The organism is Amycolatopsis sp. NPDC104863 (genome assembly GCF_055582965.1).
Map to the genome: position 1 here is coordinate 227633 of NZ_JBVJOW010000005.1, position 25943 is coordinate 253575.

Below are 25943 nucleotides of genomic sequence, written 5' to 3' on the forward strand. Positions count from 1 at the left end.
CGGTCTCCGGGGCGGAAACCCCGAGCTTTCACGTGAAAGCTCGGGCTCTCATCGGGTGGAGCTGCCCCGGATCACGAGCTGGGCCGCCATCGTCGTGGTCGACGCCGGGCGCGTGCCGCCGTCCCCGATGCGGTCCAGCAGCAGGCGCGCCGCGAGCTGGCCCATCGCGTGGGCGGGCTGGGCGACCACCGTCAGCGCCGGCGAGATCAGCGTGGCCCACGGCGCGTCGTCGAACGACACGATGCCGACGTCACGGCCCGAGCGCAGGCCCAGCTCGGCCATCGCCTGCAGCACACCGACGGACATCGTGCTGCTGGACACCAGGAGCGCGTCCGGCGGCTCGGGCTTCGCCAGCAGCTGCGTGGCGGCCTCGTGCCCGCCGGACTCGCGGAATTCGCAGCGGCGCACCAGTTTTGCCGAGTATTTCCGGCCCGCGTCGCGGAGTCCGTCGCGGTAACCGTCGAGCCGCTCGTCGGCCGTGGTGATGCCCTGCGGGCCGGCGATGCAGCCGATGCGGTCGTACCCCTGGGAAACCAGGTGCCGCACGGCTTCCCGGGCGGCGGCGCGGGAGTCGACGAGAACGGCGTCGCAGTCGGCCGAGCCGAGCCGCCGGTCGACCGTCACGATCGGGGTGCGGTGCGCGGTCAGCGGCCGGACGTCGCTGTCGCCGGTGGTCGGCGACATGATCACGCCCGCGAGCCGTTCCTGCGCCGCGACCTCGACGTACCGGCGCTCCTTGGCCGTGTTCTCGTCGGAGTTGCAGAGCATCACCGAGAACCCCGCGGCCTGCGCGGTGTCCTCGACCCCGCGCGCGATCGCCGTGAAGAACGGGTTTTCGACGTCGGAGATGATCAGCGCCAGCACCGCGGTTTCCCGGCGGCGCAGGCTGCGCGCGAGGCCGTTCGGCGTGTAGCCGAGCTCGGCCACCGCCCTGGCCACCCGTTCGGCCAGCACCGGGTCCACAGTGGACTTGCCGTTGAGCGCCCTCGACACGGTCGCGGTCGAGACCCCGGCCAGCGCCGCCACGTCGGAGATCGTCGCCACCCGCGTCCTCGTTCTCTCGGTCGTTGACAGTGCCCCCGGCACACCATAGCGTGGTGGTAATCGATTTCCCGCAGGGTGAGTCCGTGGAGGGGCGGATGACGGGACTGCTGCTCGGCGTGGACATCGGCACGGCCAGCTCCAAGGGTGTGCTGGTGGACCCCGGTGGCGCGGTCCTCGCCCGGTCGGTTCGTGAGCACACCGTCTCGACTCCGCGGCCCGGCTGGTTCGAGCACGACGCCGAAACGGTCTGGTGGGCCGACTTCACCGGGATCGTCGCGGACCTGCTGCGCGCCGCCGGTGGCCGGCCGCTCGCCGGGCCCGGGATCAGCGGCATCGGGCCGTGCCTGCTCCCGGCGTCCGCCTCGGGCGAGCCGCTGCGACCGGCCATCCTCTACGGCGTCGACACGCGCGCGGCCGCCGAAATCGCGGAGCTGACCGAGGAGTTCGGCGCGGCCGAGATCCTGGCGCGCGGGGGTTCACCGCTGACCAGCCAGGCGGTCGGGCCGAAGGTGCGCTGGCTGGCCCGGCACGAGCCGGACGTCTACGCGCGCACGGAGAAGCTCCTGATGGCGAGCTCGTTCCTGGTGCACCGGCTGACCGGCCGGTACGTCCTGGACCACCACTCGGCGAGCCAGTGCACCCCGCTCTACGACCTCGTCGCCGGCGAGTGGGCGAAGGACTGGGCCGAGCGGGTCGCGCCCGGGCTGCCGCTGCCCGAGCTGCTGTGGCCGACGGAGGTCGCGGGTGAGGTCACCGCGGCCGCCGCTGCGCGGACCGGGCTGCCCGAGGGGTTGCCGGTCACCGCCGGGACGGTCGACGCGTGGGCCGAGGCCGCGAGTGTCGGCGTTCGCGAGCCGGGTGACGTGATGGTCATGTACGGCAGCACGATGTTCCTGGTCGAAGTGGTCACCGAGCCGCGGCCGCACCCCGGCCTGTGGGGGACACGCGGAGTCGTCCCGGGCAGTTTCACGCTCGCGGCCGGCATGGCGACGTCCGGCGCGGTCACCGACTGGCTGCGCACGCTGACCGGCGCGTCCTACGAGGACCTGGTCGCCGAGGCGGCGTCGGTGCCGGCGGGCAGCCGGGGACTCCTGCTGCTGCCGTACTTCGCGGGGGAGCGGACGCCGCTGTTCGACCCGGACGCGCGGGGTGTCCTCGCGGGGCTGACCACCGCACACGGGCGCGCCGAGGTCTACCGCGCGGCGCTCGAGGGCATCGCTTACGGCGTCCGGCACAACCTGGAGGCGATGGCTTCGGCGGGCGGCGCGGCGCGGCGGCTGGTGGCGGTCGGCGGCGGGACGAAGGGCGGCCTGTGGACGCAGATCGTGTCGGACGTGACGGGGCTGCCGCAGCAGATTCCGGCCGAGACGATCGGGGCCTGCCTCGGTGACGCGCTGCTGGCGGCGGAGGCGACGGGGGTGGCGGTCGATCCGGCGCGGGGCAACCCGATCGCGACGACGGTGACGCCGGATCCGGCGGCCGGCAAGCGGTACGACGAGTTCTACCGGCACTACCGGGCGCTGTACGAAGCGACGAAGGAGACGGCGCACTTCCTGGCGGCGCAGCACCACGCGTCGGCATCCTGAGTGAGACCGGGCGCTCGCCCTGGTGTCAGTCGGCCGACCGGCGCCTGGCCGGACTCCGCTTCCGGCGGCCCGCCGTCCGGCTCCGGTAGTGCTCCAGGGCCGCCACCGACTCCGTGACCTGCTCGAAGCTCGGCAACGCCCGCACGTTGGCCACCAGCGTCATGTCCTTGCGGGGGATCTCGACGAAGCACACCTCGACGCCCGCCCGCGCGGCGTGGGCGGCCACCTGGGCCTGCCACGTGGCGAGGTCGTGGTCGTCGCCGAGCCATTCGTGCAGGTAGACGCACCACTTGCCGCGTTGGAGCTCACCCGCGATGGCTTCCTGGCCGACCAGGTACGGCTCGTTCACCCGGTCGGCCACGGCTGTTCCCCGGAACACCAAAGCACTGCTTCCCTCCTGCACTCCGGTGGCGACCCAACCACCGGAAAGCGCTATCTCGGACAGTCACCTCCCCGCTTCCGCCGAGCAGCGCGAACCCCGGCGACCGATGGTGGAGCGCCTGGGACGCCGCCAACATACAGCGGCTTACCTTTCCCAGCAACCGTTTGCCCGGCGGCGGAGGTGCGGATGACGTGTGCAGGGATCGCGTGCGGATGCACGTGCCCACCGAGCGTGTTGTTCACCTGAACAGTTGCCGGAATAGAACGGGGAAATGTCTGGAACGGAAACGGAGAACGGTAGCGGAAATTCCCGGAGTGTGCACAGTGGACGGTTTCGGTGATCGAACGGGCGCGCAGCGTGAGCCCCGACGGAAGTCGGGAGCCGGGGCTTCTGAACCGGTTCGGCGGGTGACAGTGCGCAAAACCTGCGCTATACAGAGCCCGTCATGCGTGTTCATGCGCGAAAGGTGTCTCTAATGAGCAGAGTTGCGCAGTCGCTCGGCTGTCTGGCTGCTGTTGCCGTGCTCGGGCTGTCGCCCGCCGTCGCCCAGGCCGCGGCGCCGTCCGGCCGGCTCGGCGACCTGACCGGGATCTCCGCCGACGGCCCGACGGTGACGCTGGAGTCGGGAGCCGCCGCCGTGCGCGTGAGCTTCCCCGCCGACGGCGCCGTCCGGGTCTGGCTCGCCCCCGACGGAACCTTCACCGACCCGGCCGGCGACAAGATCGTCCGGCCGAAGACCACGCCCCCGGCCACGCCGAAACGCGTGGATAAGGGCTCCTACTGGGCCATTTCGACCCCCAAGGCGACCCTGCGGGCCTACAAGCACCCGCTGAAGTTCGCCCTCTACGACGGCGCGGACCGCAAGCAGCTCTGGGCGGAGTCCGCGCCGCTGTCCTGGACCGGCACCACGACCACGCAGAGCCTGGCCAGGACCGCGACCGAGCAGTTCGTCGGCGGGGGTGAGCAGAACGGCCGGTTCAGCCACCGCGACCAGACGATCAAGATCTTCGCCGACGACAACTGGAACGACGGCGGCGCGCCGAACTCGCAGCCGTTCTACGCCTCCACCGCTGGTTACGGCGTTTTGCGCAACACCTTCGCGCCGGGCAGCTACTCGTTCACCAGCCCGGTCGAGACCACCCACGACGAACGCCGGTTCGACGCGACCTACGTCGTCGGCGCGAGTCTCAAGGACGTCGTCTCCGGGTACACCGACCTGGTCGGGAAACCGTTCCTGCCGCCGATCTACGGGCTGGAAACGGGGGATTCGGATTGCTATCTGCATAATGCAAATCGCGGGGAACGGCACACGCTCGACGCGGTGAAGGTCGCCGACGGCTACACCGAGAACGGCATGCCGAACGGCTGGATGCTGGTCAACGACGGTTACGGCTGCGGGTACGAGAACCTGCAGCAGACCGGTGAGGGCCTCCGGAAGAACAGCATGCAGCTCGGGCTCTGGACCGAGGACGGCGTCCCGAACCAGTCCGACGAGGTCAAGGCGGGTGTGCGGGTCCGCAAGCTGGACGTCGCCTGGGTCGGCCCCGGCTACCAGTTCGCGCTCGACGCGTGCGACACCGCGTACAAGGGCATCGAGGACAACAGCGACGCGCGCGGGTTCGTCTGGCAGCCGGTGAGCTGGGCCGGCGCCCAGCGCTGCGGCGTGCTGTGGAGCGGTGACCAGTCCGGCTCGTACGACTACATCAAGTGGCAGATCCCGACGTACGCCGGCGCGACGACGTCCGGCATCGCCTACAACACCGGCGACATCGACGGCATCTTCGGCGGCAGCCCGCAGACCTACGTCCGCGACCTGCAGTGGAAGGCCTTCCTGCCGACGGCGATGACGATGGACGGCTGGGCGTCGTCGGACAAGCAGCCGTGGCGCCAGGGTGAGCCGTACACCTCGATCAACCGCAAGTACCTGCTGCTCAAGGAGCGGCTGCTGCCCTACACCTACAGCTACTCGGCGCAGGCGCACCGGACCGGCGTCGGCCAGGTGCGGCCGCTGGCGCTGGAGTACCCGGACGACCCGAACGTCTGGACCGACAAGGCGAAGTACGAGTTCCTGTCCGGAACGGACTTCCTGGTCGCGCCCGTCTACGAGAAGTCCAACGTGCGCAACGGGATCTACCTGCCCAAGGGCACCTGGGTGGACTACTGGAGCGGGAAGACCTACACCGGGCCGACCACAGTGGACGGTTACGACGCGCCGCTCGACACGCTCCCGCTGTTCGTCCGCGCCGGGGCGGTTGTGCCGATGTGGGCCGAGGGCACGACGTCGTGGCAGACGCGGGACAAGTCCCTTTTGGACCTGGACGTCTACCCGCAGGGCAAGGGCAGCTTCACCCTCACCGAGGACGACGGCGTCACCCGCGGTTACCAGCGTGGTGAGCAGGCGAACCAGACGTTCACCGTCGACGCGCCGAAGTCCGGGCCGGGGACGGTGACCGTCGGGATCGGCGCGAGCACCGGCACGTACCCGGGGAAGCCCGCGGCGCGGAACTACCAGCTGTCCGTCCACACGGGAGCGAAGCCCGCCGTCGTCCAGGCGGGAACCGGGATCCTCCGGCAGTACGGGAGCAAGGCCGAGCTGGACAAGGCGGCGTCGGGCTGGTGGTACGACACGGCCGCGCAAGGCGTGGTGCGGGTGAAGACCGGCCAGGTCGGCGCGGGTGACCGGCAGGACGTCCGGCTCTTCGGGGCGAGCGCGGTCGGCGGGTTCTTCCCCGAGGACAACAACGGCACTGCCACCCTGACGCTGCCGTCGCTGGCCGCGCCGGGCCAGGCCACCGCGGGAACGGTGAGCTTCACCAACGGCACGCCGTTGCCGGTGCGGGACGTGAAGATCTCGTTGCAGGGCAACGGCTTCCACGTGAACGCCCCCGCCGTGCCGAAGCTGGTGTGGCCCGGTCAGACGGTGCAGGCGCCGGTGACGCTGACCCCGGACGCCGGGCTGAAGCCCGCGGACTACCAGGTCACGGCCACGGCGACGTACCAAGCCCGGCTCGGCACGCACCAGGCCGCCGACTCCTCGACGGTCACCGTCCCGTACGCCTCCTTGGCCGCGGCGTACGGGAACGTCGGGGTCACGGACGCGGCCCACGTCACGGCCGGGAACCTCGACGGCGGTGGCAGCAGCTTCCGCGCCGAGGGACTCGCCGAGCAGGGGCTGAAACCGGGGGCCGAGTTCACCGCCGCCGGGGCCCGGCTGACCTGGCCCGCGGCCGGGGACGGCAAGCCGGACAACGTCGTCGCCGCCGGGCAGACGGTGGCCGTGCGCGGGACCGGCTCGAAGCTCGTGCTGGCCGGCACCGGCACCGGGACGGCGAAGGGCGCCGTTGTCGTCCAGTACGCCGACGGCAGCACCAGCCAGGCGGACCTCGGCCTGCCGAACTGGTGCTGCGCCGATCCCGCCCAGTACGGCGCGACGACCGTGGCGACCGTCCTGGGCAAGAACACCCAGGCCGGCCCGGCCTACCCGACCACGCCGTACCGCGTGTTCGCGAACTCCGTGCCGCTGACCGCGGGCAAGGAGGTCGTCGCGGTGACGTTGCCGGCGAACTCGGCACTGCACGTGTTCGCCGCGAGCGTCGCCTGAAGGAGGTTCGGCGACCCGCCGAAGTAGGCGCCGTCCGTGACGTACAGCGTGTCGTCACGGACGGCGACCGCGGTCGGGTTGGCGAGTCCGTCCGAAGTGGACAGAATGGTCCGGACGCCGTCGCGGCCGATCGTGACCACGCGGTTCTCCTGGTTGACCGCGGCGACCACGGTGCCGCCGTGGAACGCGAAGTCGTCGACCGGCCCGAGCCCGGACACCACGACCCGGCCGGGGCCGCCGCCCAGCGGGAACCGGACCAGGGTGCCGCGGTCCAGGTTGGACACCCAGACCGCGCCGTCGTGGACCTTGATCCCGTTGGCGCCGAACCCGCCCGCCGGCGCGAGCAGCTCGCCGGTGGCGAAGGCGGTGACGCGCCCCCGTGGCGTGACCCGCCAGACCGTCGAACCGAAGGAGTCGGCGACCAGGAGGTCACCGGTGGCGGGGTCGCGGGCGACGCCGTTCTGGAAGCCGGCCGGCGGCAGGGCGGCGACCCGGACCGGCGCCGATCCGGGCCGGACCCGGTAGAGGCCGGTGGCCGGGGTGCCGGTCGAGACGGCGACGTACAGGTCGCCGCCGGGCGCCCGCACGATGCCGCCGAGGAACAGTCTCTTGTGGACGACCGGGACGTCGCCGTCGTCCGGCACCGGGATCCGGGCGATGACGTGGACGCGGCCGTCGGGGGTGACCCGGCCGATTTCGCCGGTGTAGGCGAAGGCGAGGTCGGCGGAGCCGTCCGGCTCCAGGGTGATGTTCTCGGGCTGCTGCCCGGCGGCGGGGGGCACGATCCTCGACGCCGCCTGGGCGGGCGTGGCCGTCAGGGCGAGGGCGGCCGCGGCCAGCACAACGCCGATCTGCTTGAGACGCAAGGGAAAACTCCGGTTCGTGAGGGAACGGCGAAAAGAACCCCAGATCGCCGTGTCCTCGACGGTAGGCCCGGTGCGCCTCCGGTCACCAATAGCTCAGCCTTGGCCTGCCATCGGAAATCCGATAGCTACAGGTCGCGGGCGAAACAGAGTGAGATCGCTTCGCCGATATACGGACCGTAGGCGTCGATCGGCTCGTAGCCTTCGCGCTGGTAGAAGCGGATCGCGTCCGGCTGCCCGGCGCCGGTTTCCAGCAGCAGCCGCTTGATGCCGAGGTCGCGCGCGTGGTCCTCGAGGGCGCGCAGCAAGGCGGTCGCGACGCCGGTGCCGCGGGCCGCCGGCTCGACGTACATGCGCTTGACCTCGCCGGACCCCGGGCCGAGCGGCCGGAGCCCGCCGCAGCCGAGAGCGACCCCGTCGGCGTCGCGCGCGACGAGGAAGACCGCGACGGTGTCGGCGGTCGGGGGTGCGCCGGGTTCGTGGTTGTCGGTGCCGTAGCGCGCGTCCAGTTCGGTGCGCTGGGCTTCGCGCAGGCGGACGGCGTCGGGATCGTCCCAGCTCACCGGGGTGATCGCGAACGTGCAGTCGAGCATGGGAAGGTACCCCCGTTTCGTAACAAGCGTTACCGTAGCACCTGTTACGCTTCCGGGGAAGGAGGTTTTGTGCCGAGACAGCGTGACGTGGGGGCGCAGCGGGAGCTGCTGTCCAACGCGGTGTGGCAGGTGCTCGCGGAGCACGGCCTGCCGGGGCTGACGCTGCGCGCGGTCGCCGAGCGCGCCGGCTGCACGACGGGCCTGGTGCTGCACGCGTTCCCGACGAAGAAGGCGCTGCTGCTGCACGCGCGCGACCTGCTCTACGACCGCACGGCCGCCCGCGCCGACGCCGCGGAAGCCGCGGCCACCGACCCCGCCGAGGCGCTGACGGCGGTCCTCGGCTGCGCGGTGGACCAGCTGCACGGCCATTACGAGGAGTCCCGCGTCTGGGTGGGCTTCCTGGCGGCGGCCCTGGCCGACGACGACCTGGCCGAGCGCCACCGAGCGGCGAACCACTCGTTCCTGGCCCGCGTCCGGCGCCTGGTGGCGGTCTGCCGTCCCGAGTGGACGGACGAGCGCCTCGAGCTGACGACGAAGAGCCTGGTGGGCCTGGTCGAGGGACTCAACGTACTGGCCGCGGCCGACCCGGCGGCCTACTCGGTGGCGGTGCAGCGGGATGCCCTCACGAGGGCACTCGCCGAGGTGGCACCCGCGCCGGCATGACGTCGAGGTCCGCCATGGCGCGGACCGCGCCGAGTGCGAGCAGGCCACCGACGGCGCCGACCACCGCGATCGTGGTGCCGATCGAGCCGGTGCCGAGCAGCGCCTGGCCGACCGCGAGACCGGTGCTGCCGCCGAGCTGCTTGAGCAGGTTCAGCCCGGCCGTCGCCGCGCCGGTGTCCCGCCGGTCGACCGACATCTGCGCGGCGATGGCGATCCCGCCCATCGCCGGCGCCGACCCGAGCCCGATCAGTCCGGCGCAGGTGATGGTCAGCCACACCGGCAGCGCGTCGATCGCCGCCAGGGACGCGGAAGCCGCGGACATCAGCACGGCGCCGCCGGTGAGCAGGCCTTTCACGTGCCCGGTCCGGAGCACGACCAGTGCCGTGAGGCGGTTGCCCGCCAGCATCCCGGCCATCAGCGGGAGGACCATGAGCCCGGACGCGGTCGCGTCGTACCCGCGTACCTGCTGGAAGTAGAGGCCGAAGAGCAGCCCGGCGGGCATGGTCGCGGCGGTGAACAGGAACCCGGCGACGGTCACGGCGCTGAACGTCCGGCTGCCGAACAGGCGCAACGGCACGATCGGCACGTCGGCGCGCCGTTCGACGAGCACGAACGCGGCCAGCAGGGCGAGTCCGGCCGGGAGCAGCGCGTTCGAACGCCCGGTGCCGAGGCCGACGAGGATCAGGGAGATCGCGGCGGTGAGCAGCAGGACGCCCGCGACGTCGAACCGGCCGGTGTCGCGCTCCTCGGGGCGCCGGTGCGGGACCAGTGCCGCCACGACGGCGATCGCGGCGGCGCCGACGGGCAGGTTGACCAGGAAGATCCAGCGCCAGCCGGCGTGGTCGGTGAGCAGGCCGCCTTCGAGCGGGCCGCCGATGAAGCTGACCACCATCAGGCCGGCCATCAGCGACTGCATGCGGGCCATGCCGGTGGAGCGCTCGGGCGGGTAGAGGTCGCGGACGAGCGTCATGCCGACGGTCATCAGCGCGCCCGCGCCGATGCCCTGGACCGTGCGGAACGTGATGAGCTGCGGCATGTCCCTGGCGAGCGCGCACAGTGCGGAGCCGACCAGGAAGAGCGTCATGCCGGTCAGCAACGGGAGCCTGCGGCCGTGCAGGTCGGCGAACCGGCCGTAGACCGGGATCGTGACGGTCGAGGCCAGCAGGTACGCGGTGGTCACCCAGGTCAGGCTCCCCGCGCCGTGCAGCTGTTCGGCGATCTTCGGCATGGCCGTGCTGGTGGCGGTGCCGTCGAGCGCGCCGAGCAGGACGCCGGCGAGGGTGGCCAAGAGGATCAGGAGCCTTCGGCGCTCAGTCATAGGTCAAGTTTGACCGGTAAGGTTAGACCTGTCAAAGATGACGAGCATGTCGCTGCGCCACGCCGTCCTCGCCACGCTCCTGCCGGGGCCGCAGAGCGGCTACGACCTGGCCAAGAAGTTCGACGACGTCATGCGCGGCGTCTGGTACGCCCGCCGCAACCAGATGTACGGCGAGCTGGCGAAGCTGACCGAAGCGGGCTTCGCGGAGGAGGTCGCCGAGGGCCCGCGCGGCCGGCGGACCTACCAGGTCACCCCGGCCGGCCGCGCGGAGCTGCGCCGCTGGCTGGTGGACGTCGAGCCCGACCGGACGGTGCGCGACGAGTCCACGCTCCGCGCCCTCCTGGTGTCCACTTTGGAGCGTGCGGACGCGCTTTCGGTGCTGGCCAGGGAAGAGCGTGTCCTGACGGCGGAGCTGCGGCCGTTGCGCACGTACCTGAAAGAGCTGGCGAAGACGGAGCACCCGACCGACCCGCAGGCGATGGGCCTGGAACTGCGGGCCCGGATGCTGGAGGCGATGCTCGGCTGGATCGCCGACGCCCGCGACCGGGTCGAGGCCTCCTAGGCCGCCGGGCCGAAGCGGCGGCGGTAGGCGCTCGGGCTCAACCCCGTGTGCCGCCTCAGCTGCTGCCGCAGGTTCGCCGCCGTGCCGAAGCCGCTGGCCGATGCCACCCGGTCCAGCCGGAGCTCGCCGCGCTCGATCAGGCGGCAGGCCAGCGTCACGCGTTCCGTGGTCAGCCACGCCAGCGGTGTCGTGCCCAGCTCCGCGCGGAACTTCCGGTGCAGCGTCGCCGGGCTGGTCGCGGCGCGGGCCGCCAGGTCGGCGACCGTCAGCGGCTCGTCCAGCCGGCCCAGCGCCCACGCCAGTACCGGTGCGAGCGACGTGTCCGGCACCGCCGGCACCGGGCGCGCGATGAACTGCTGCTGCCCGCCGTCGCGGTGGCCGGTGAACACCAGCCGGCGGCTGACGGCGTTGACCACCTCGGCGCCGTGGTCGCGCTGGATGAGGTGCAGGCCGAGGTCGAGCGACGCCGCGCTGCCGGCCGCCGTGAGGACGTCACCCTCGTCGACGAACAGGACGTCCGGCTGCCAGCGCACCGCCGGGAAGCGCGCGGCGAACTCGGCGGCCCACTGCCAGTGCGTGGTCGCGCGTCGCCCGTCCAGCACGCCGGCCTCGGCCAACGCGAACGCGCCGGTGCAGAAGCTGACGAGCCGGGCGCCCCGGGAGGCCGCGCGGCGGATCGCCGCGATGATCGCCGGGTCCGTGGGCACGCCGGTGTCCGGTCGGGCCGGCGCGATCAGCGTGTCCGCCGTGTCGGCGGCCTCGAGCCCGGCGACCCCGGTGAGGGTGAACATGCCGAGGTTCATCCGCACGTCCGGGGTCGCTGCGCAAAGCGTGAAGTCGTACCAGGGCCGATCCAGCTCAGGCCGCCGCAGCCCGAACAGCTCGGTTGCGACCCCCATCTCGAACGGGTTCGACTCCGCCGTCACGATCGCCACGACCCGGTGCGAGAATTCTTGCGGCATGTGCGATTCCTAGCACTCCCGCGACCGGAACACCAGGTCGACGATGGTGAGCATGAACCCGATCGACCTGAACGAAGTCCTCGCGAGCTTCGACGCCGCGTGGAGCCCGCGGATCGTCACCCGCGTCAACGACTACGACATCCGGCTCGCGCGGTTCGACGGCGAGCACGTCTGGCACGTCCACGAGGACACCGACGAGTTCTTCCTGGTCCTCGACGGCGAGATCGAGATCGGCCTGCGCGACCCGGACGAGCGGGTCGTGACGCTGGCCCGCGGCCAGGTGTTCGTGGTGCCGAAGGGCACGTTCCACAAGCCGTCGTCGAAGGCGGGTGCGAGTGTGCTCCTGGTGGAACCGGCCGGGACGCTCTCGGTCGGCGACGAGCACGACGAGGTGCCGGACCACGTCGACGTGACCACCGGCCACCTGGTCTAACGTCGGAGGATGCTGACTGTCGTACCGGTCGACCAGGCGTCCTGGGCGGACCTGCAGGCGATCTTCGGCGACCGCGGCGACCCGGCCCGCTGCCGCTGCCAGTACTTCAAGGACACCCCCGCGCAGTGGAAGTCGGGGACGGCCGAGGAGCGCGCAGAACGTCTCCGCGAGCAGACGGCCGGCCACGCGACCGGGCTCGTCGCCTTCGTCGACGGCGAGCCCGCCGGCTGGTGCGCGGTCGAACCGCGCACCGCTTACCGGCGGCTGCTCGGCAGCCGCGTCGTCTGGGACGGCCGGGACGAGGACAAGCAGGACGACGGCGTCTGGGCCGTGACGTGTTTTGTCACCCGCAAGGGGTTCCGGCGGCGCGGGGTGAGCGCCGCGTTGGCGAAGGCCGCCGGGGACTTCGCCCGCGAGCGGGGCGCCCGCGCGGTCGAGGGTTATCCGATCGTCGTCGAGCCCGGGCAGCCGGTCGCCTGGCCCGGTGAGCTGTTCGTCGGCACCACCGGCGTCTTCGCCGCCGCGGGGTTCACGGAGGTGAGCCGTCCGACCGCGCGGCGGGTCGTCATGCGGCTGACCTGCTGAGTCCTTCTGGAAAACGGGGTACTCTCGGCCGCATGAAACGGACCTCGTTCGCGCAGTGGCCGTGCTCGATCGCGCGCACCATGGACCTGCTGGGGGACTGGTGGACCCCGCTGGTCCTGCGAGACGCCTTCTACGGCGTACGCCGCTTCGACGAGTTCCAGGAGGCGCTCGGCATCGCGCGCAACACCCTCGCCGACCGGCTGAAGCGGCTGGTCGAAGAAGGGCTGCTGGAGAAGGTCGCCTACCAGACCGAGCCGGTGCGCTACGACTACGTGCTCACCGACAAGGGCCGCGACTTCTACCCGGTGCTGCTCGCGATGACCCGCTGGGGCGACAAGTGGCTGGCGGGCGAGGCCGGCCCGCCGATCACCGTGCACCACACGGCCTGCGGACACGACACGCACGCCGAGATCGTCTGCGCGGAGTGCCGTGAGCCGATGACACCGGACGACACCCGGATGCGCCGTGGCCCCGGCTTCCCGCCGCGGCTGGCGCAGCGCCCGGACGTCGAGGCTCGGTTCGCGCGGCAGGAGTGACGTTGACAGCTTAGGTCTATCTACGCAACTATCGTGGTCAGAGGCTCACTGAGAGGGGTGCGACCACGATGGAGTGGACCGGCGCGCGGTACGCGGACAAGCCGACGGCCGAGGTCTCGACCTGGATCGACGCCGCGCCGGAGGTGGTCTGGCCGGTCGTCTCGGACATCGCGGTGATGCCGTCCCTGAGTGCCGAACTGCAGTCCGTCGAATGGCGTGAGGTCGGCCGGACGTTCGTCGGCAAGAGCAAGCACGACGCGTTCGGCGAATGGGAGACGACGTCGTACGTCGTCGAGTGCGAAGCCCCGCGCGTGTTCGCCTGGGCCGTCGCGGACCCGGCCGAGCCGAGCGCGATCTGGAAGTTCACCCTCGAAGCCGACAACGGCGGCACCCGGCTCTCGCAGTGGATGCAGATGGGCCCGGGGCGCTCCGGGCTGTCGTTCGCCATCGACCGGATGCCCGAGAAGGAGCAGAAGATCGTCTTCGTGCGCCTGCGGGAGTTCGAAACCGCGATGACCGGCAACCTCGCCGCGATCAAGGAGCGGGTGGAAGGCCGGTGAAGACCGCGACGACGGTCGAGTTCTCGCAGGACTCCCGCACGACGCTGGACTTCGTGCTGGAGGCGGAAAAGCTCGGCCTCGACGTCTGCTGGGTCGCCGAGGCGTGGGGCTCGGACGCGCCGTCCGCGCTCGGGTACCTCGCCGCCCGCACCGACCGGATCCGGCTCGGCTCCGGCATCATCCAGCTCGGCACGCGCACGCCGGTCGCGATCGCGCAGGCCGCCCTGACGCTGGCCGACCTCTCCGGCGGGCGGTTCTCCCTGGGGCTGGGCCCGTCCGGGCCGCAGGTGATCGAAGGCCTGCACGGCGTCCCGTTCGCGAAGCCGTTGACGCGCATGCGCGAGACCGTCGAGATCATCCGCCGGGCGTTCGCCGGCGAGAAGGTTTTGTTCTCCGGCAAAACGTTCGAGATCCCGCTGCCCGGCGAGGCACGCCCGATGCGGCTGTCCACGGCGCCGAACCCGGACATCCCGATCTACCTCGCGACGCTGTCGCCGAAGCTGCTGGAGCTCACCGGCGAGGTCGCGGACGGCTGGCTCGGCACCAGCTTCGTCCCCGAAGGCGCCGACGCGTACTTCGGGCCGCTCGACGCCGGGCTCGCGAAGGCGGGGCGCACGCGTGAGGACATCGACGTCTGCCAGGGCGCCGAAGTCGCCTTCGCCGACAACGAAGACGAGCTGCGCGTGATGGTCGGCGGCCGCAAGAAGGAGCTCGCCTTCAGCCTCGGCGGGATGGGCTCGGCCACCACGAACTTCTACAACAACGCCTACAGCCGCCAGGGCTGGGCGGACGTCGCCGCCGAGGTCCGCGAACGCTGGCAGGCCGGCGACCGCGACGGCGCGACCGCGCTCGTCACCGACGAGATGGTGCTGGCCACGACGCTGATCGGCACCGAAGAGATGGTGCGCGAACGGCTGCGCGTCTGGCGCGACACCGGGATCGACACGGTCCGGCTGTACCCGGCAGGCGAAACGCTGGAAGCGCGCCTGACGACCTTGGGCCGCGCGCTCGACCTCCTGTGAGTGACCGTCGCGAGTGGACGGTCCGGGCCGGTTGCCGGTTTATAGTGGCCCATGCGCAAGATTGTTTCGAACCTGTTCATCTCGCTCGACGGCGTGGTGGAGGCGCCGGACCAGTGGTCGCTGCGGTACTGGACCGACGAGATCGGCCGGGCCGTCGGCAGCGGGATGGCCGCCGCCGACGCCATGCTGCTCGGCCGCGTCACCTACGAAGGGTTCGCCGAGGCGTGGCCCGGGCGGACCGCCGAGGACGACGAGGGTGCCGAGTTCATGAACAACGTCCGGAAATACGTGCTTTCGTCGACCTTGTCCGAGGTCGGCTGGAAGAACTCGACGCTGCTGACCGGTGACCCGGCCGAGGCGGTCCGGGCGCTGAAGGCGTCCGCCGGCGGCGACATCATGACCAGTGGCAGCACGACCGCGGTGCGCTGGCTGCTGACCGAGGGGCTGGTCGACGAGCTGAACCTGCTGCTCTACCCGGTCGTCGTGGGCCGGGGCAAACGGTTGTTCCCCACTGACGGGCCCGGGTTTCCGCTGGTGCTCAAGAAGTCCTCGACGTTCGGCAACGGCGTCGTCCAGCTGACCTACACGCCCGCATGAGCACGCCGTTCCGGATCGAGGTCCCCGAGGCCGAGCTCGAGGACCTGCGCGCGCGGCTGCGCCGGACCCGCTGGCCGGAGGCCGAGCCGGTGGACGACTGGAGCCAGGGCACGCCGCTGGCCTACCTGCGTTCCCTGTGCGACTACTGGGCTTCCGGCTACGACTGGCGTGCCGTGGAAGCCCGGATGAACCGGTTTCCGCAGTATCGCACGGAAATCGACGGCCTGGGCATCCACTACCTGCACGTGCGGTCGCCGCGTCCGTCCGCCCTCCCGCTGCTGCTCACGCACGGCTGGCCGGGCTCGTTCCTCGAGTTCGGCAAGGTGATCGAGCCGCTCGCCGAGGAGTTCCACCTGGTGATCCCGTCACTGCCGGGCTACGGCTTCAGCGACAAACCGGCGTCGCCGGGCTGGGGCATCGAGCGCATCGCGGCGGCGTGGGCGACGCTGATGGCCCGCCTGGGCTATTCCCGCTACGGCGCCCAAGGCGGCGACTGGGGGACGTCGATCACGACGTCACTGGCCCAGCAGGACGCGGCCCACCTGGCGGGCATCCACCTGAACCCGCCGATCGCGGCGCCGGACCCGTCGACGTTCGACGACCTGACGCCCGCCGAGCGAGCGTCACTGGCGGCGTTGGAGCACGCGCAGCGCTGGGAGGACGGTTACTCGGTGCTGCAGTCGACGCGCCCGCAGACGGTGGGTTACGGGCTGCTGGACTCCCCGGCGGGCCTGTGCGGCTGGCTGGTCGAGAAGTTCCACGCCTGGTCCGACGGCTTCCCGTTCACCCGCGACGAGCTCCTCGACGACGTGACGCTGTACTGGCTGACGGGCACGGCGACGTCGTCGGCGCGGTTGTACTGGGAGAGCATCCGGAAGGTGCAGCGCTGGTTCTCGGAGGCGACGGACGACACGGTGGACGTGCCGGTGGGGTGTTCGATCTTCCCTGGCGAGATGCCACGACCGTCCCGTCGCTGGGCGGCGCGGCGGTACACGGACATCCGGCATTGGAACGAGCTGGACCGAGGCGGCCATTTCGCGGCTTACGAGCAGCCTGAGTTGTTCGTCGACGAGGTGCGGACGTTTTTCCGGATGGTCGCTTAGTGGACCTCCAGGGTGTGGCGGGCCGGACGGTCGCCACGGTGTGGGAGATCCTCAACCGCGACGGCGAGCCCGCGGAGCTGCAGGTGACCTTCGCGGACGGGTCCTGCCTCGCCTTTACTGTGTGGACGGACTGGTCCCTGCGCGCCGAGCTTCGAGCTGAGCCTGGCTTGCCCGGCTACTTGTGGCCCCCGGCCGACCACACGCGGCGGGAAGTGAAGATCCCGGCGTCGGCGATCGACCGGCTGTCCGAGCTGCACAACGAGGTCGGCGAGCGCAACGGCGCCGACCTGGAGATCGGCGGCACCGTCCTCGCGCTGCGGTCCTCCGGCGGAAGCCTCGTCGTCACGAAGACGACCGTCTGAAGCCCTTCGGGTCGGCGAGGTACCGGTCCAGCTCCGGATCCTCGTGCAGCTCGACAAAGCCGTCCTCGATCACCCAAGCCGGCCCCAGCTCCGCCCGCAACCGCGCCAGCGCCGCCCGGACATCGTCGTTGAAACGCGCGCACCGGGCCTCCCGCCATGGCCCGGGGTCAGGCGGGTAGTCCCAGTTCAGCGACTCGTCGTACTGCGCGACCAAGCTGTCCAGCGAAGCCCGCAACCCAGCACTCAGCGGCGGCTCGTCACCCCACAGCACAACTCCGGAACCCGCGTCGAAGAAGAACCTCAGTTCACCTGACGACCCTGGTCCTTCCAAAACGGCTCCCGCAGCTTGAACTTCTGGATCTTCCCCGTCGCCGTCCTGGGCAGCTCCTCCAGGAACTCCACCCGCTTCGGGCACTTGTACCCGGCCAAGTACTCCCGGCAATGCTTGATCAGCTCGTCCGAAGTCACTTCCGCCGACGTCACCACGAGCGCCGTCACCAGCTCGCCCCACTTCTCGTCCGGGATGCCGATCACCGCGGCCTCGCGAACCGCCGGGTGCGAGCTCAGGGCGTCCTCCACCTCGATCGACGACACGTTCTCGCCGCCGGAGATGATCACGTCCTTCTTGCGGTCGGCGATCGTCAGGTAGCCGTCCTCGAACGATCCGCCGTCGCCCGTGTGGAACCAGTTGCCTTCCTGCACCCGCTCGGTCTCCGCCGGGTTCTCCCAGTAGCCGTCGAGGTTGGTGTTCGACTGCGCGAGCACCTCGCCGTCGGTGTCGATGCCGATCCGGACGCCCAGCGCCGGCGTCCCCGCGCGGCCGAGCAGCTTCGCCTGCTCGTGCGGGTCGAGATCTTCCCACTCGCTGCGCATGCGGTTGACCGTGAGCAGCGGCGAGGTCTCGGTGAGCCCGTAGATCTGGATGAACTCCCAGCCCAGCTCGGCCCGCACCCGCTCGATCGTGCGGGTCGGCGGCGGGGCGCCGGCCACGACGAGGCGGACGCGGTCGCGGCCGGGGATCTCGCCCTCCCAGGTCGCGGCGCCGTCGAGGGCCGCGGTGACCACCGCCGGGGCGGCGCACAAGATCGTCACGCCGTGCTCGTCGATGCGTCGGAGGATCTCGGTTCCGTCGACCTTCCGCAGCACGATGTGCCGCCCGCCGAGGCCGGTCACCGCGTACGGCATGCCCCAGCCGTTGCAGTGGAACATCGGCAGCGTGTGCAGCAGGACGTCGTTGTCGGTCAACGTCGTGTGCAGGCCGAACACCATCGCGTTGAGCCAGATGTTGCGCTGGGTGAGCTGCACGCCCTTCGGCCGCGCCGTGGTGCCCGAGGTGTAGTTGAGGGTCGCCGTCGCCGACTCGTCGCCCGCCCACGGCCGCGGTGACCCCTCGCCGCCCCAGATCGCGTCGTCATCGCGGCCGAGGACGAAGACGTGCTTCGCCGTGACCGTGTCCAGCAGGTGCTCCAGCTCGGGGTCGACGATCAGCACCTCGGCGCCGGAGTGCTCGACGATGTACTTGACCTCGGCCGGGGCGAGCCGGAAGTTCACCGGCACCAGGATCCGGCCCCAGCCGGACACGCCGAAGAACGAAACGAGCAGGCGCGCGGCGTTGTGCGACACCATGGCGACGCGGCCGCCGACCGGCACGCCCAGCGCGTCGAGGTTCGCCGCCTGCGCCCGCGCGCGCTTCGCGACCTCGCGATAGGTGAGCGAACCCCAGCTCGGCGCGGGCTGGTTCGGCTCGTCGACCACCGCGACGCGGTCCGGGTACACCGTTTCCGCGCGGTCGAGGAAGTCCCGGACACCCAGATCGAAGAACACGCCTCATCCCTTCGTCGTCCCCGTCCCGATGATGACGCGTCACAGGTGCTCGCACCAGTCCGATGTGGTTCGCTGGGACCCGATGGACTTCGACACGGTGGCCGGCGAGCTCTACGGGGGTGACCTCGCGGAGTTCGTCAGCGCGCGCAACGCGGCGGCGAAGGCGGCGAAAGCCGAGGGGGACGCCGAGCTCGCGGCGAAGATCAAGGAGCTGCGGAAGCCGACCACGGCCGCCGCGATCGTCAACGGCCTGGCCCGGGAAGACCCGGACGAGCTGCGTGAGCTGGCCGAGCTCGGGGACGAGCTGCGCGACGCCCACTCCCGCCTGGCCGGCGACGACCTGCGGGCGCTGACCCGGCGCCGCGGCGAGCTGGTGCGGGGGATCCTGCACGGGCTGCCGTCGATGAGCGACTCCGTCTCGCGTGAGGTGGAGGCGACCCTGGAGGCCGTCGCGGCGGATCCGGGCACCGCGGCGCTCGCCCTGGCCGGGCGCCTGACTTCGGTCGCGCACCAGGACGCCGACCAGTGGTTCACCCTCGAGGCCACCACCGCCCCGCCGACGAGCGGCAAGCGGCCCGCGAAGCTGGTCGACAAGGCCGAGCCGGCGAAGCCGAAGCGGACCGAGAAGGCCGAAAAGGACCGTCGCCGGGAGCGGGAGGAACGCGAGGAGCGCGAACGCGTCCGCGCCGAACGCGAGCGCCTGCGCAAGGAGGCCACCGAGCTCGCCAAGGAGCGCGCGGTGGCCGAACGCGACCTCGTCCGCACCGAGCGCGCGGCCGAGCAGGCCAAGGCCCGCGTCGAAGACCTGCGCACGCGTCTCGAAGAAGCCGAGGAACGCGCCGAGCGCGCGACGGCGGAGTTCGAGACGGCCAAGGAGAAGTTCGAACAGGCCGACGAAGCCGCCGAAGACGCGCGAAAAGCCGCGGAGGCCACGCGCTGATCCGTGCTACCGTGGGGATGCGCCCCGGATGGGCCTACGCACGGAGGTAGTGGCTACTCAGCCCCCTTTGAGATCGACACGTCGGTGTCTCTCGCGAACCACGTCGTTTCCCTTCCGGGCAGACGTGTGCCTCCGTCGTGCCGTTCTCCTGCCTCCGATGACACTCCACATCGGAAAGGACCACGTTTGATCACGCTCACCACCACCGGTGCCCGCACGGGCCGGCCGCACCGGGTTCCCTTGGGAGCCTTGGACATCGACGGCCAGCTCGTCGTCGTCGCGTCCGCGATGGGTTCGCCGAAGCATCCCGCCTGGTACCACAACATCCGCCACAACCCGCTGGTGACCGTCGATACCGGCGACGAGTCGTTCGAGGCGATGGCCGCGCTCGCGCCCGACCGCGATCGCCTGTTCGCCGAGGTCGTCGCCCGGGAACCGGGGTTCGCGGACTACCAGGCGCGGACCACCCGCGTGCTGCCGGTGCTCGTCCTGCACCGGCTCGAGCGGGTGCGGCGGATGGGGGACTGGATCGTCGAGGTGCACGACTGGCTGCGCGCCGAGCTGCGGGAACTGCGTGGCCGGCTGGGTTCCGGCGACCCGCTGCACTTCGAGCAGCGGTGCCTCGGCTTCTGCTCGGCGCTCACCCGGCACCACACCGGCGAGGACACCGCGATCTTCCCCATGCTGGCCCGGCAGTTCCCGGCGCTCGCGCCCGCGTTGACGAAGCTCGGTGAGGAGCACGTCGGCGTCGCCCGGCTGCAGGAGGAGATCCGGCGGCTCGTCGACGAAGAGACCGATCCGGTGCGGCTGCGCGCGGAGTTCGACCGGCTGGCGTCCGCTTTGGACACCCACTTCGCCTACGAGGAAGCCACGATCGTCACCGCGTTGAACGCGCTGGCCCCGGCGCCCGGCTGATCAGAGCAGGACCTCGGCGAGCATCCGGTGGTGCTCGGCCTCCGCGTCGGGCGAGGGGCCGAGCACCTGGACCGCGACGTGGTCGGCGCCGGCGTCCACATGGGACCGCAGTCCCTTCGCGAGCGTCTCGGGCGTGCCGTGCAGGACGAGGTCGTCGATCAGCCGGTCACTGCCGCCGCCGGCGACGTCGTCCGGTGTGTACCCGTGGCGCAGCAGGTTCTTCACGTAGTTGCTCAGGCTCAGGTACGGCGTTTCGACGAACGGGCGGCCGATGGCGCGCGCGGCCACCGGGTCGTCGTCGACGACCACCTTCTGCTCGGGCGCGAGCAGCTTTCCCGCGCCGAGGACCGACCGCGCGTGCCGGGTGTGGCTCACCGGAACGAGGTACGGGTGCGCGCCCGCCGTGCGCTCGGCGGCCAGCTTCAGGACGCGGTCGCCGAGCGCGGCGAGGACGCGGGCTTCGACCGGGACACCGGCCGCGTCGAGCCGGTCGAGGTAGTCGACGATCTTGTCGTACGGGCTGCGGTACCGGGTGACCGACTCGGGGTGCCCGACACCGACGCCGAGCAGCAAGCGCTTTCCGTAGCGGCCCGCCAGCCGGTGGTAGGACTCGGCGAGGGGCTCCGGGTCGTCGGACCACATGTTGACGATCGCGGTCGCCACGGTGATCCGCTCGGTCGAGGCGAGCACGTCCTCGACGAACGCGAGGTCGCCTATCGAGGTCGAGCCGGTGCCGAACCAGACCGTGCCGTACCCGAGCCGGTCGGCCGCGACCGCGTGCGCCTTGCGGGTCACGTCGTCGCGGTGCGGGGCCAGGAAGACGCCGAACGTGCCGAGCTGCATGTCTACCTCCACTACATTGGCTATAGGCGCCAATGTAGCAAATGTAGCGCACGAATGTCAGGCGGCCAGCCGGTGCAGCCACTCCCGCAGCATCCCGCGCTCGGTCGGGGTCAAGGCGTCGACGTCGTCCGCGAGCGCGGTCGACAAAGCGACCGCCAGGCTGCCGACGGAGGAGTCCCCGGCCGGCGGCTCGGCGAGCAGCCCGGCGAGCACGGCCTCCCTGACCTGCGTGGACATCGCCAGGTCGCGGTTTCCTTCGGGCTGGGCGATCAGGCTCAGCGTGACGCCGCTGTTGGCCGCCGCGAACTGCCGCGCGGCCTCGGCCGCCTCGACGCGCAGCCGCCCGTCGCGCGCCAGCGGCGTGAACAGCTCCAGCAGCATCGCCTCGGCGCTCGAGGTCAGGTTGCACGGCACGCCCGGCTCGATCTGGCCGTAGAGCAGCACGTAGAACGTGGGGTGCTCCAGGCCGTACTCGACATGCCGGTCCCAGCCCGCGCGGACCCGGTCGACCGGGTCGCCGCCGGCCGAAGGCGCCTGGACGTACTGGGTGAAGCCGTAGTTCACCACGGCGTCGAGCAGGCCCTGCTTGCTGCCGAAGTGGTGGTAGAGCGTGGGGGCCTGGACGCCGGCGCGTTCGCAGATCGCCCGGGTCGACACCGGGCCGCCGTCGGCTTCGTGCAGGAGCTGGCCGGCGGCCAGGAGCAGGCGATCACGCGTGCTCGTCGTGTCACTCGATCGTCCGGCCATGTAGCAATTGTAGCGCCGCGCTATAACGTCACCGGAGACGCTGCTGGACGCGGCGAAGCGCGACGAAGGCGGCCAGGACCTTCGGGTCGGTGGTGGCGCCGCCCGGCCGGACCGACCGGTAGCCGTCCAGCAGCGCTTCGCGCAGGCTGTCCCGCTGCGGCAGGTGAGCCAGCTCGCCGATCGTCACGGCGAGGTCGTAGGCGTAGTGCCCGAACCCGCAGCCGTCGAAGCCGATCACCCGCACCCGGCCCCGGTGGAAGAAGTAGTTCTCCTGGTGCAGGCCGCCGTGGACCAGCCCGAAGACGTCGTCGCCGAAGCCCAGCTCGGCGCGCACCCCGCGGATCCGCTCCAGTGCGGCGCGGACCGACGCGTCGCCACCGGCCTGCGCGATCGCCCGCTCGAGCACGACGTCGGAGAAGCCGTTCACCTGCGAGCGGCCGAACTCGGTGAGGTCGTCGACCCGGCCGCGGTCGAGGCCGTTCATCCGCCCGCCGTGCTGCTGCAGCCGCGCGGTCAGCTCGCCCAGCGAGTACAGCTGCGGCGGGCCGAGGCGCTCGTCGACGAACCGGCCGTCGACCCAGCGGCAGAGCACGCAGGTGCGCGGCTCGGGCACCGCCGGGTCGGCGACGACGGTGACCAGGTCACGCCCGCGCGTCGGCACCGGCCGCGGAACCGCGAGGTCGGTCTCCCGGCACAGCGCGGCCAGCCAGGCCATCTCGGACCGCACCTGGGCGACACCCGGCCCGTCCGGCCGCTGCACCCGCAGGACGTACCGGCCGCCGTCCGCGCCGTCGACGCGGAACGTCGTGTTGAGCCCGCGCCCGAGCGGGGTCAGCCGGGCCACGGGGACGTCGTAGGAGGTCAAGGCGGCTTCGGCGAGCCGGCGCAGCCTGCGGGTGCGGCCCGAGCGGTCGAGGTCAGCGAACGGCCGGGTGTTCGCCGAGAAGTCGGCCATGGCCCACGTGCTCAGCTGATCGACCGTTCTTGCTCGCGGGAGTGCGACACCAGCTCGATCGTCGGCGTCGCGTGCCGGCCGCCGCCGAGCCGCTCGACCCCGCGCAGGCCCTCGACCAGCCGCTCGACCTCGGTGTCCGGCCGCACCCCGAAGCGCATGAACTGGCTGGTCATGCCGATCTTGTTGCCGCACTGGCGCACCAGCAGGTGGTGCTCGGCGAGCAGGTAGTCGCACAGCTCGGCGCCGTCGACCGAGCCGGGCAGCTTGACGAGCAGGAAGTTCGCCTGCGATGGGTACACCGTCAGCTCCTGGAACTGCGAGAGCTGCGAGTTCATCATGAACCGGTCGAGCGCGAGCTTCTTGAGGCTTTCCTCGTACTCCGCGCGGCGTTCGGCGAGCATGAAGATCACGGTCTCGGCCAGCGAGTTCAGGTTCCACTTCGGCAGCGCGGCCGACAGCTTGCGGGTCAGCGCCGGGTTCGACACCTGGTAGCCGAACCGGATCCCGTGCAGCCCGAAGTTCTTGCCCAGGCTCTTCAGCACGATGACGTTCGGCCGCACAACGGCTTCGGCGGCCACCGACGGGTTCATCTCGACCTCGACGAAGTCGATGAACGACTCGTCGATCACCACCAGGTCGAGGTCCTCGAGGGCGTCCATGAACCGGACCACCTCGCGCCGCGGCAGGTACCCGCCGTCGGGGTTGTTCGGGTTGCACAGCACCGCGACCCGCGAGCCGCGCCGCTTGATGAACTCGATGTACTCGTCGACGCGCAGCTCGAAGTTGTTCGCCTCCTTCAGCAGGAACATGTCGACGCGCTTGCCGGTCTCGAGCGGCTGGTCGGTCCACCGGCCGAAGGTCGGGATCGGCACCGCCACGCTCGAGCCGACGAGCAGCCGGTCGATCCAGGTGATCAGCTCGGTGGAGCCGTTGGCCAGGGAGATCGTCGACGGGTTGAGCCGCAGCACGTGCGCCAGCTGCGCGGTGATCGCGCCGGCGTCGCTCGGGTAGAACTTGAGGATGGTGCGGAGGTTCCGCTCCAGCTCGCCGAACATCGCGTCGGTGGGGAAGTACGGGTTGCAGGGGATGCAGAAGTCCGCGAGGTCGTCCGCGTGCTGGCCCATCGCCCTCGCCACGGAGAAGAACGACGGGCTGTGGGCCTGGCTCTGCTGGAAAAGGCCGTGGGTGGTCATACCGTGCCGCACGCGTGATCTCCGTCCGCCGCTTTACCGGCCCCTTGCCTTCCCATCGGGGATACGTGCGAATCGGACGGGCGGTTCAATGCCGGTCAGCGCGTAGGCCCCCGTGCCGGCGAGCACGGCCAGCGCCAGCACGGACAACGCCAGCACCGGCAGCGGCGCGGCCAGCGGGTCGACCCCGGCGAAGGACTCGACGCCGATGACCGCGGTGAGCAGGGCGTCGGCGACGACGGCGATGACGACGACACGCATCCGGTGCGCCTCGGGCCACCGGGTGAACCGCAGCAGCCAGGCCAGCGCGGGCAGCACGAGGATCGCGTGCATCGCGACCGCGTGGAGCGGCTTCAGCGAGCCGGCGGTCGTGTACGCGCCTTCCGGGTCGCCGCCGCGGGCCAGCATCACGCCGCGGGCGATCATCACGGCGCCGGTGGCCAGCGCGACCAAGAGGACGACCAGGCCGGCGCGGATCGCCAGGCGGAGGCTGGGCGCGTCCGGACCCGGCTCGACCAGCGCGGCGGCCGTGAAGCCGATGACGGTCAGGATGATCACCCCGCCGCCCGCCGCGAGCGTCATCGAAACGACGTTGTCGAACGGCGTCTCGAAGTTGAAGTGCGAGGGCACACCGCGCCAGGCCTGCATGCTGACCAGCACGACCTCGGCGACGCTCGCCGCGGTGAACGCGCCGAGCAGGATCGAGCGCCACCGGGGGCGGACGGTGAGGAACGACGTCGCCCAGGCGACCGACACCAGCGTCAGCCCGAACGAGAGGCCGAACGTGACGGCCTTGCGCATCGACAGCGGGCCCAGCCACGAGCCGCCGGTCGCGAGGAGCACGACGGCGTGCACGACGCCGCCGAGGAACAGCGCCGCGCCGACGACGTAGGCGATCCGCTCGGCGCGCCTGCCGTCCTGCCAGATCCGGGTCAGTGCGTTCATGACCCGAAGTGTGACCCTCGTGTGGCGCCGGCCGCGTCGTCCCGGCGTCGACACCACGCCGTACGACGACGGGCGTACGGCGGTGGAGAAGAATTGAAAAAGCGCTGGTAAAGAAATTGATTGGTTCTTGACCGGACTATGGGTGAAGTGGTGTCCGGGGCCACTCGCCAGGCGGATGCGGTGTGGGCGGCGGAGTCCTACCATCGAATCATGTACATCGCACTGCTGACCTACACAGCACCCGAAACAGAAGTCGACTACGCGCTCCCGGACCATTCGGACTGGGTGCGCAAACAATTCACGAAAGGGGTCTTCCTCGTTTCCGGAAAGGGCACCGGCGCGGCCGACCACGTCATCCTGACCCGCTCGGTGCTGCGAGGCACGCTCGACGCGATCCTCGCCAGCGACCCGTTCGTGGTCCAGCGGCTCGCCCGGTACGACGTCATCGAGTTCACCGCCACGCGCACCGCACAGGAGCTGCTGGCGATCAACGAGGCCATCGCCTCCTGAGGAGTCCGCCACGGTCGGGTGGCCCGGCGACGATGCCCCGCCACCTGCCGGCGAAGAAGACCTGTCTTCGTCTCGCGCGGCTTCGGGCGTCCTGCTTTTGTCGTTGGCCTCCGCCGGTTCTTCTCCGCGTTGCCCGCCGTCCGGCTGCTGCCCGCCGCGCAGCTCGCGCAGATGCGGCGCACGGTCCCGGCGCCGAGCGAGCCGGGCGCCGACTACGGCCTTGGCCTGATCCGCCGGACCCTGCCGGACGTCGCTAGGCGGACCCCCGATCGACTTCACCGAGGGCGTTCCGGCGCGAATTT

The 25943-nt window shown here is 71.2% G+C and carries 27 protein-coding genes; 15 read left to right on the forward strand and 12 right to left on the reverse strand.

The window, feature by feature from the left end; all coding sequences use genetic code 11:
* Nucleotides 1-48 precede the first annotated feature (48 nt).
* Complete coding sequence (locus ACZ63J_RS27975) at nucleotides 49-1044, reverse strand: LacI family DNA-binding transcriptional regulator (RefSeq protein WP_465402085.1); 996 nt, start codon at nucleotides 1042-1044, stop codon at nucleotides 49-51.
* 95 nt (nucleotides 1045-1139) lie between these two features.
* On the opposite strand from ACZ63J_RS27975, the gene ACZ63J_RS27980 reads away from it, so the two are divergent.
* Entirely contained in the window at nucleotides 1140-2630 is a 1491-nt protein-coding gene (locus ACZ63J_RS27980; protein WP_465402083.1) for an FGGY-family carbohydrate kinase, read from the forward strand.
* 25 nt (nucleotides 2631-2655) lie between these two features.
* Here ACZ63J_RS27980 and ACZ63J_RS27985 read toward each other — a convergent pair whose 3' ends face one another.
* Nucleotides 2656-2991 (reverse strand): hypothetical protein, encoded by a 336-nt coding sequence (locus ACZ63J_RS27985; protein ID WP_465336489.1) that lies wholly within the window; start codon nucleotides 2989-2991, stop codon nucleotides 2656-2658.
* A 496-nt stretch (nucleotides 2992-3487) separates the two neighbouring features.
* On the opposite strand from ACZ63J_RS27985, the gene ACZ63J_RS27990 reads away from it, so the two are divergent.
* Complete coding sequence (locus ACZ63J_RS27990; RefSeq protein WP_465402081.1) at nucleotides 3488-6613, forward strand: glycoside hydrolase family 31 protein; 3126 nt, start codon at nucleotides 3488-3490, stop codon at nucleotides 6611-6613.
* Between the two features lie 991 nt (nucleotides 6614-7604).
* Here the strand turns inward: ACZ63J_RS27990 and ACZ63J_RS27995 are convergent.
* Nucleotides 7605-8069, reverse strand: coding sequence for a GNAT family N-acetyltransferase (locus ACZ63J_RS27995; protein WP_465402080.1), 465 nt, complete (start codon nucleotides 8067-8069; stop codon nucleotides 7605-7607).
* Between the two features lie 69 nt (nucleotides 8070-8138).
* Between ACZ63J_RS27995 and ACZ63J_RS28000 the strand changes: the two genes are divergently transcribed.
* On the forward strand, nucleotides 8139-8732 hold the full coding sequence (locus ACZ63J_RS28000; RefSeq protein WP_465402078.1) for a TetR/AcrR family transcriptional regulator: 594 nt from the start codon (nucleotides 8139-8141) through the stop codon (nucleotides 8730-8732).
* Here the strand turns inward: ACZ63J_RS28000 and ACZ63J_RS28005 are convergent.
* Nucleotides 8692-10050 (reverse strand): MFS transporter, encoded by a 1359-nt coding sequence (locus tag ACZ63J_RS28005; RefSeq protein ID WP_465402076.1) that lies wholly within the window; start codon nucleotides 10048-10050, stop codon nucleotides 8692-8694. The genes ACZ63J_RS28000 and ACZ63J_RS28005 overlap by 41 nt on opposite strands.
* A 37-nt stretch (nucleotides 10051-10087) precedes the next feature.
* On the opposite strand from ACZ63J_RS28005, the gene ACZ63J_RS28010 reads away from it, so the two are divergent.
* Nucleotides 10088-10612: a helix-turn-helix transcriptional regulator gene (locus ACZ63J_RS28010; RefSeq protein ID WP_465402075.1), complete on the forward strand. Its 525-nt coding sequence runs from the start codon at nucleotides 10088-10090 to the stop codon at nucleotides 10610-10612.
* Here ACZ63J_RS28010 and ACZ63J_RS28015 read toward each other — a convergent pair.
* The gene (locus ACZ63J_RS28015) at nucleotides 10609-11574 is read right to left on the reverse strand and encodes a helix-turn-helix domain-containing protein (protein ID WP_465402073.1); all 966 of its coding nucleotides are present in this window, start codon (nucleotides 11572-11574) and stop codon (nucleotides 10609-10611) included. The genes ACZ63J_RS28010 and ACZ63J_RS28015 overlap by 4 nt on opposite strands.
* Before the next feature lie 43 nt (nucleotides 11575-11617).
* Between ACZ63J_RS28015 and ACZ63J_RS28020 the strand changes: the two genes are divergently transcribed.
* The 8 genes from ACZ63J_RS28020 (at nucleotide 11618) to ACZ63J_RS28055 (ending at nucleotide 16772) form a co-directional block, all read left to right on the forward strand.
* Entirely contained in the window at nucleotides 11618-12007 is a 390-nt protein-coding gene (locus ACZ63J_RS28020) for a cupin domain-containing protein (protein ID WP_465303179.1), read from the forward strand.
* A 9-nt stretch (nucleotides 12008-12016) separates the two neighbouring features.
* Nucleotides 12017-12592, forward strand: a complete 576-nt coding sequence (locus ACZ63J_RS28025; RefSeq protein ID WP_465402071.1) for a GNAT family N-acetyltransferase — start codon at nucleotides 12017-12019, stop codon at nucleotides 12590-12592.
* Between the two features lie 32 nt (nucleotides 12593-12624).
* Nucleotides 12625-13128: a winged helix-turn-helix transcriptional regulator gene (locus ACZ63J_RS28030; RefSeq protein ID WP_465402069.1), complete on the forward strand. Its 504-nt coding sequence runs from the start codon at nucleotides 12625-12627 to the stop codon at nucleotides 13126-13128.
* A gap of 68 nt (nucleotides 13129-13196) precedes the next feature.
* On the forward strand, nucleotides 13197-13688 hold the full coding sequence (locus ACZ63J_RS28035; protein WP_465402067.1) for an SRPBCC family protein: 492 nt from the start codon (nucleotides 13197-13199) through the stop codon (nucleotides 13686-13688).
* Entirely contained in the window at nucleotides 13685-14710 is a 1026-nt protein-coding gene (locus tag ACZ63J_RS28040; protein WP_465336498.1) for an LLM class flavin-dependent oxidoreductase, read from the forward strand. The genes ACZ63J_RS28035 and ACZ63J_RS28040 overlap by 4 nt, the downstream gene beginning before the upstream one ends.
* Nucleotides 14711-14761: 51 nt before the next feature.
* Nucleotides 14762-15307 (forward strand): dihydrofolate reductase family protein, encoded by a 546-nt coding sequence (locus ACZ63J_RS28045; protein WP_465402065.1) that lies wholly within the window; start codon nucleotides 14762-14764, stop codon nucleotides 15305-15307.
* Nucleotides 15304-16410, forward strand: a complete 1107-nt coding sequence (locus ACZ63J_RS28050; protein ID WP_465402063.1) for an epoxide hydrolase family protein — start codon at nucleotides 15304-15306, stop codon at nucleotides 16408-16410. The genes ACZ63J_RS28045 and ACZ63J_RS28050 overlap by 4 nt, the downstream gene beginning before the upstream one ends.
* Entirely contained in the window at nucleotides 16410-16772 is a 363-nt protein-coding gene (locus tag ACZ63J_RS28055; protein WP_465402061.1) for a hypothetical protein, read from the forward strand. The genes ACZ63J_RS28050 and ACZ63J_RS28055 overlap by 1 nt, the downstream gene beginning before the upstream one ends.
* On the opposite strand, the gene ACZ63J_RS28060 is transcribed toward ACZ63J_RS28055, so the two are convergent.
* Together ACZ63J_RS28060 and ACZ63J_RS28065 are read right to left on the reverse strand one after the other, a co-directional pair.
* Entirely contained in the window at nucleotides 16753-17007 is a 255-nt protein-coding gene (locus ACZ63J_RS28060; RefSeq protein ID WP_465402059.1) for a hypothetical protein, read from the reverse strand. The two genes, ACZ63J_RS28055 and ACZ63J_RS28060, sit on opposite strands and share 20 nt — an antisense overlap.
* Before the next feature lie 65 nt (nucleotides 17008-17072).
* The gene (locus ACZ63J_RS28065; RefSeq protein WP_465336501.1) at nucleotides 17073-18596 is read right to left on the reverse strand and encodes an AMP-binding protein; all 1524 of its coding nucleotides are present in this window, start codon (nucleotides 18594-18596) and stop codon (nucleotides 17073-17075) included.
* Nucleotides 18597-18678: 82 nt separating this feature from the next.
* Between ACZ63J_RS28065 and ACZ63J_RS28070 the strand changes: the two genes are divergently transcribed.
* Nucleotides 18679-19536, forward strand: a complete 858-nt coding sequence (locus ACZ63J_RS28070; protein WP_465402057.1) for a hypothetical protein — start codon at nucleotides 18679-18681, stop codon at nucleotides 19534-19536.
* Between the two features lie 186 nt (nucleotides 19537-19722).
* Complete coding sequence (locus ACZ63J_RS28075; protein ID WP_465402055.1) at nucleotides 19723-20451, forward strand: nitroreductase/quinone reductase family protein; 729 nt, start codon at nucleotides 19723-19725, stop codon at nucleotides 20449-20451.
* Here ACZ63J_RS28075 and ACZ63J_RS28080 read toward each other — a convergent pair whose 3' ends face one another.
* From ACZ63J_RS28080 to ACZ63J_RS28100, 5 genes are read right to left on the reverse strand one after another with little or no spacing between them, the layout of a single operon-like run.
* Nucleotides 20452-21294, reverse strand: a complete 843-nt coding sequence (locus tag ACZ63J_RS28080) for an LLM class F420-dependent oxidoreductase (protein ID WP_465402053.1) — start codon at nucleotides 21292-21294, stop codon at nucleotides 20452-20454.
* Between the two features lie 57 nt (nucleotides 21295-21351).
* Nucleotides 21352-22041 (reverse strand): TetR/AcrR family transcriptional regulator, encoded by a 690-nt coding sequence (locus ACZ63J_RS28085; RefSeq protein ID WP_465402051.1) that lies wholly within the window; start codon nucleotides 22039-22041, stop codon nucleotides 21352-21354.
* A 28-nt stretch (nucleotides 22042-22069) separates the two neighbouring features.
* Nucleotides 22070-22996, reverse strand: a complete 927-nt coding sequence (locus ACZ63J_RS28090; RefSeq protein ID WP_465402049.1) for a phosphotransferase enzyme family protein — start codon at nucleotides 22994-22996, stop codon at nucleotides 22070-22072.
* An 11-nt stretch (nucleotides 22997-23007) separates the two neighbouring features.
* Nucleotides 23008-24201 (reverse strand): pyridoxal phosphate-dependent aminotransferase, encoded by a 1194-nt coding sequence (locus ACZ63J_RS28095; RefSeq protein ID WP_465336507.1) that lies wholly within the window; start codon nucleotides 24199-24201, stop codon nucleotides 23008-23010.
* Between the two features lie 21 nt (nucleotides 24202-24222).
* Complete coding sequence (locus tag ACZ63J_RS28100) at nucleotides 24223-25131, reverse strand: hypothetical protein (RefSeq protein WP_465402047.1); 909 nt, start codon at nucleotides 25129-25131, stop codon at nucleotides 24223-24225.
* Nucleotides 25132-25341: 210 nt separating this feature from the next.
* Here ACZ63J_RS28100 and ACZ63J_RS28105 point away from each other — a divergent pair, with 210 nt between their 5' ends.
* Nucleotides 25342-25641 carry a YciI family protein gene (locus ACZ63J_RS28105; RefSeq protein WP_465336509.1) on the forward strand — a complete coding sequence of 100 codons (300 nt, stop codon included), beginning with the start codon at nucleotides 25342-25344 and terminating at the stop codon, nucleotides 25639-25641.
* Nucleotides 25642-25943 lie beyond the last annotated feature (302 nt).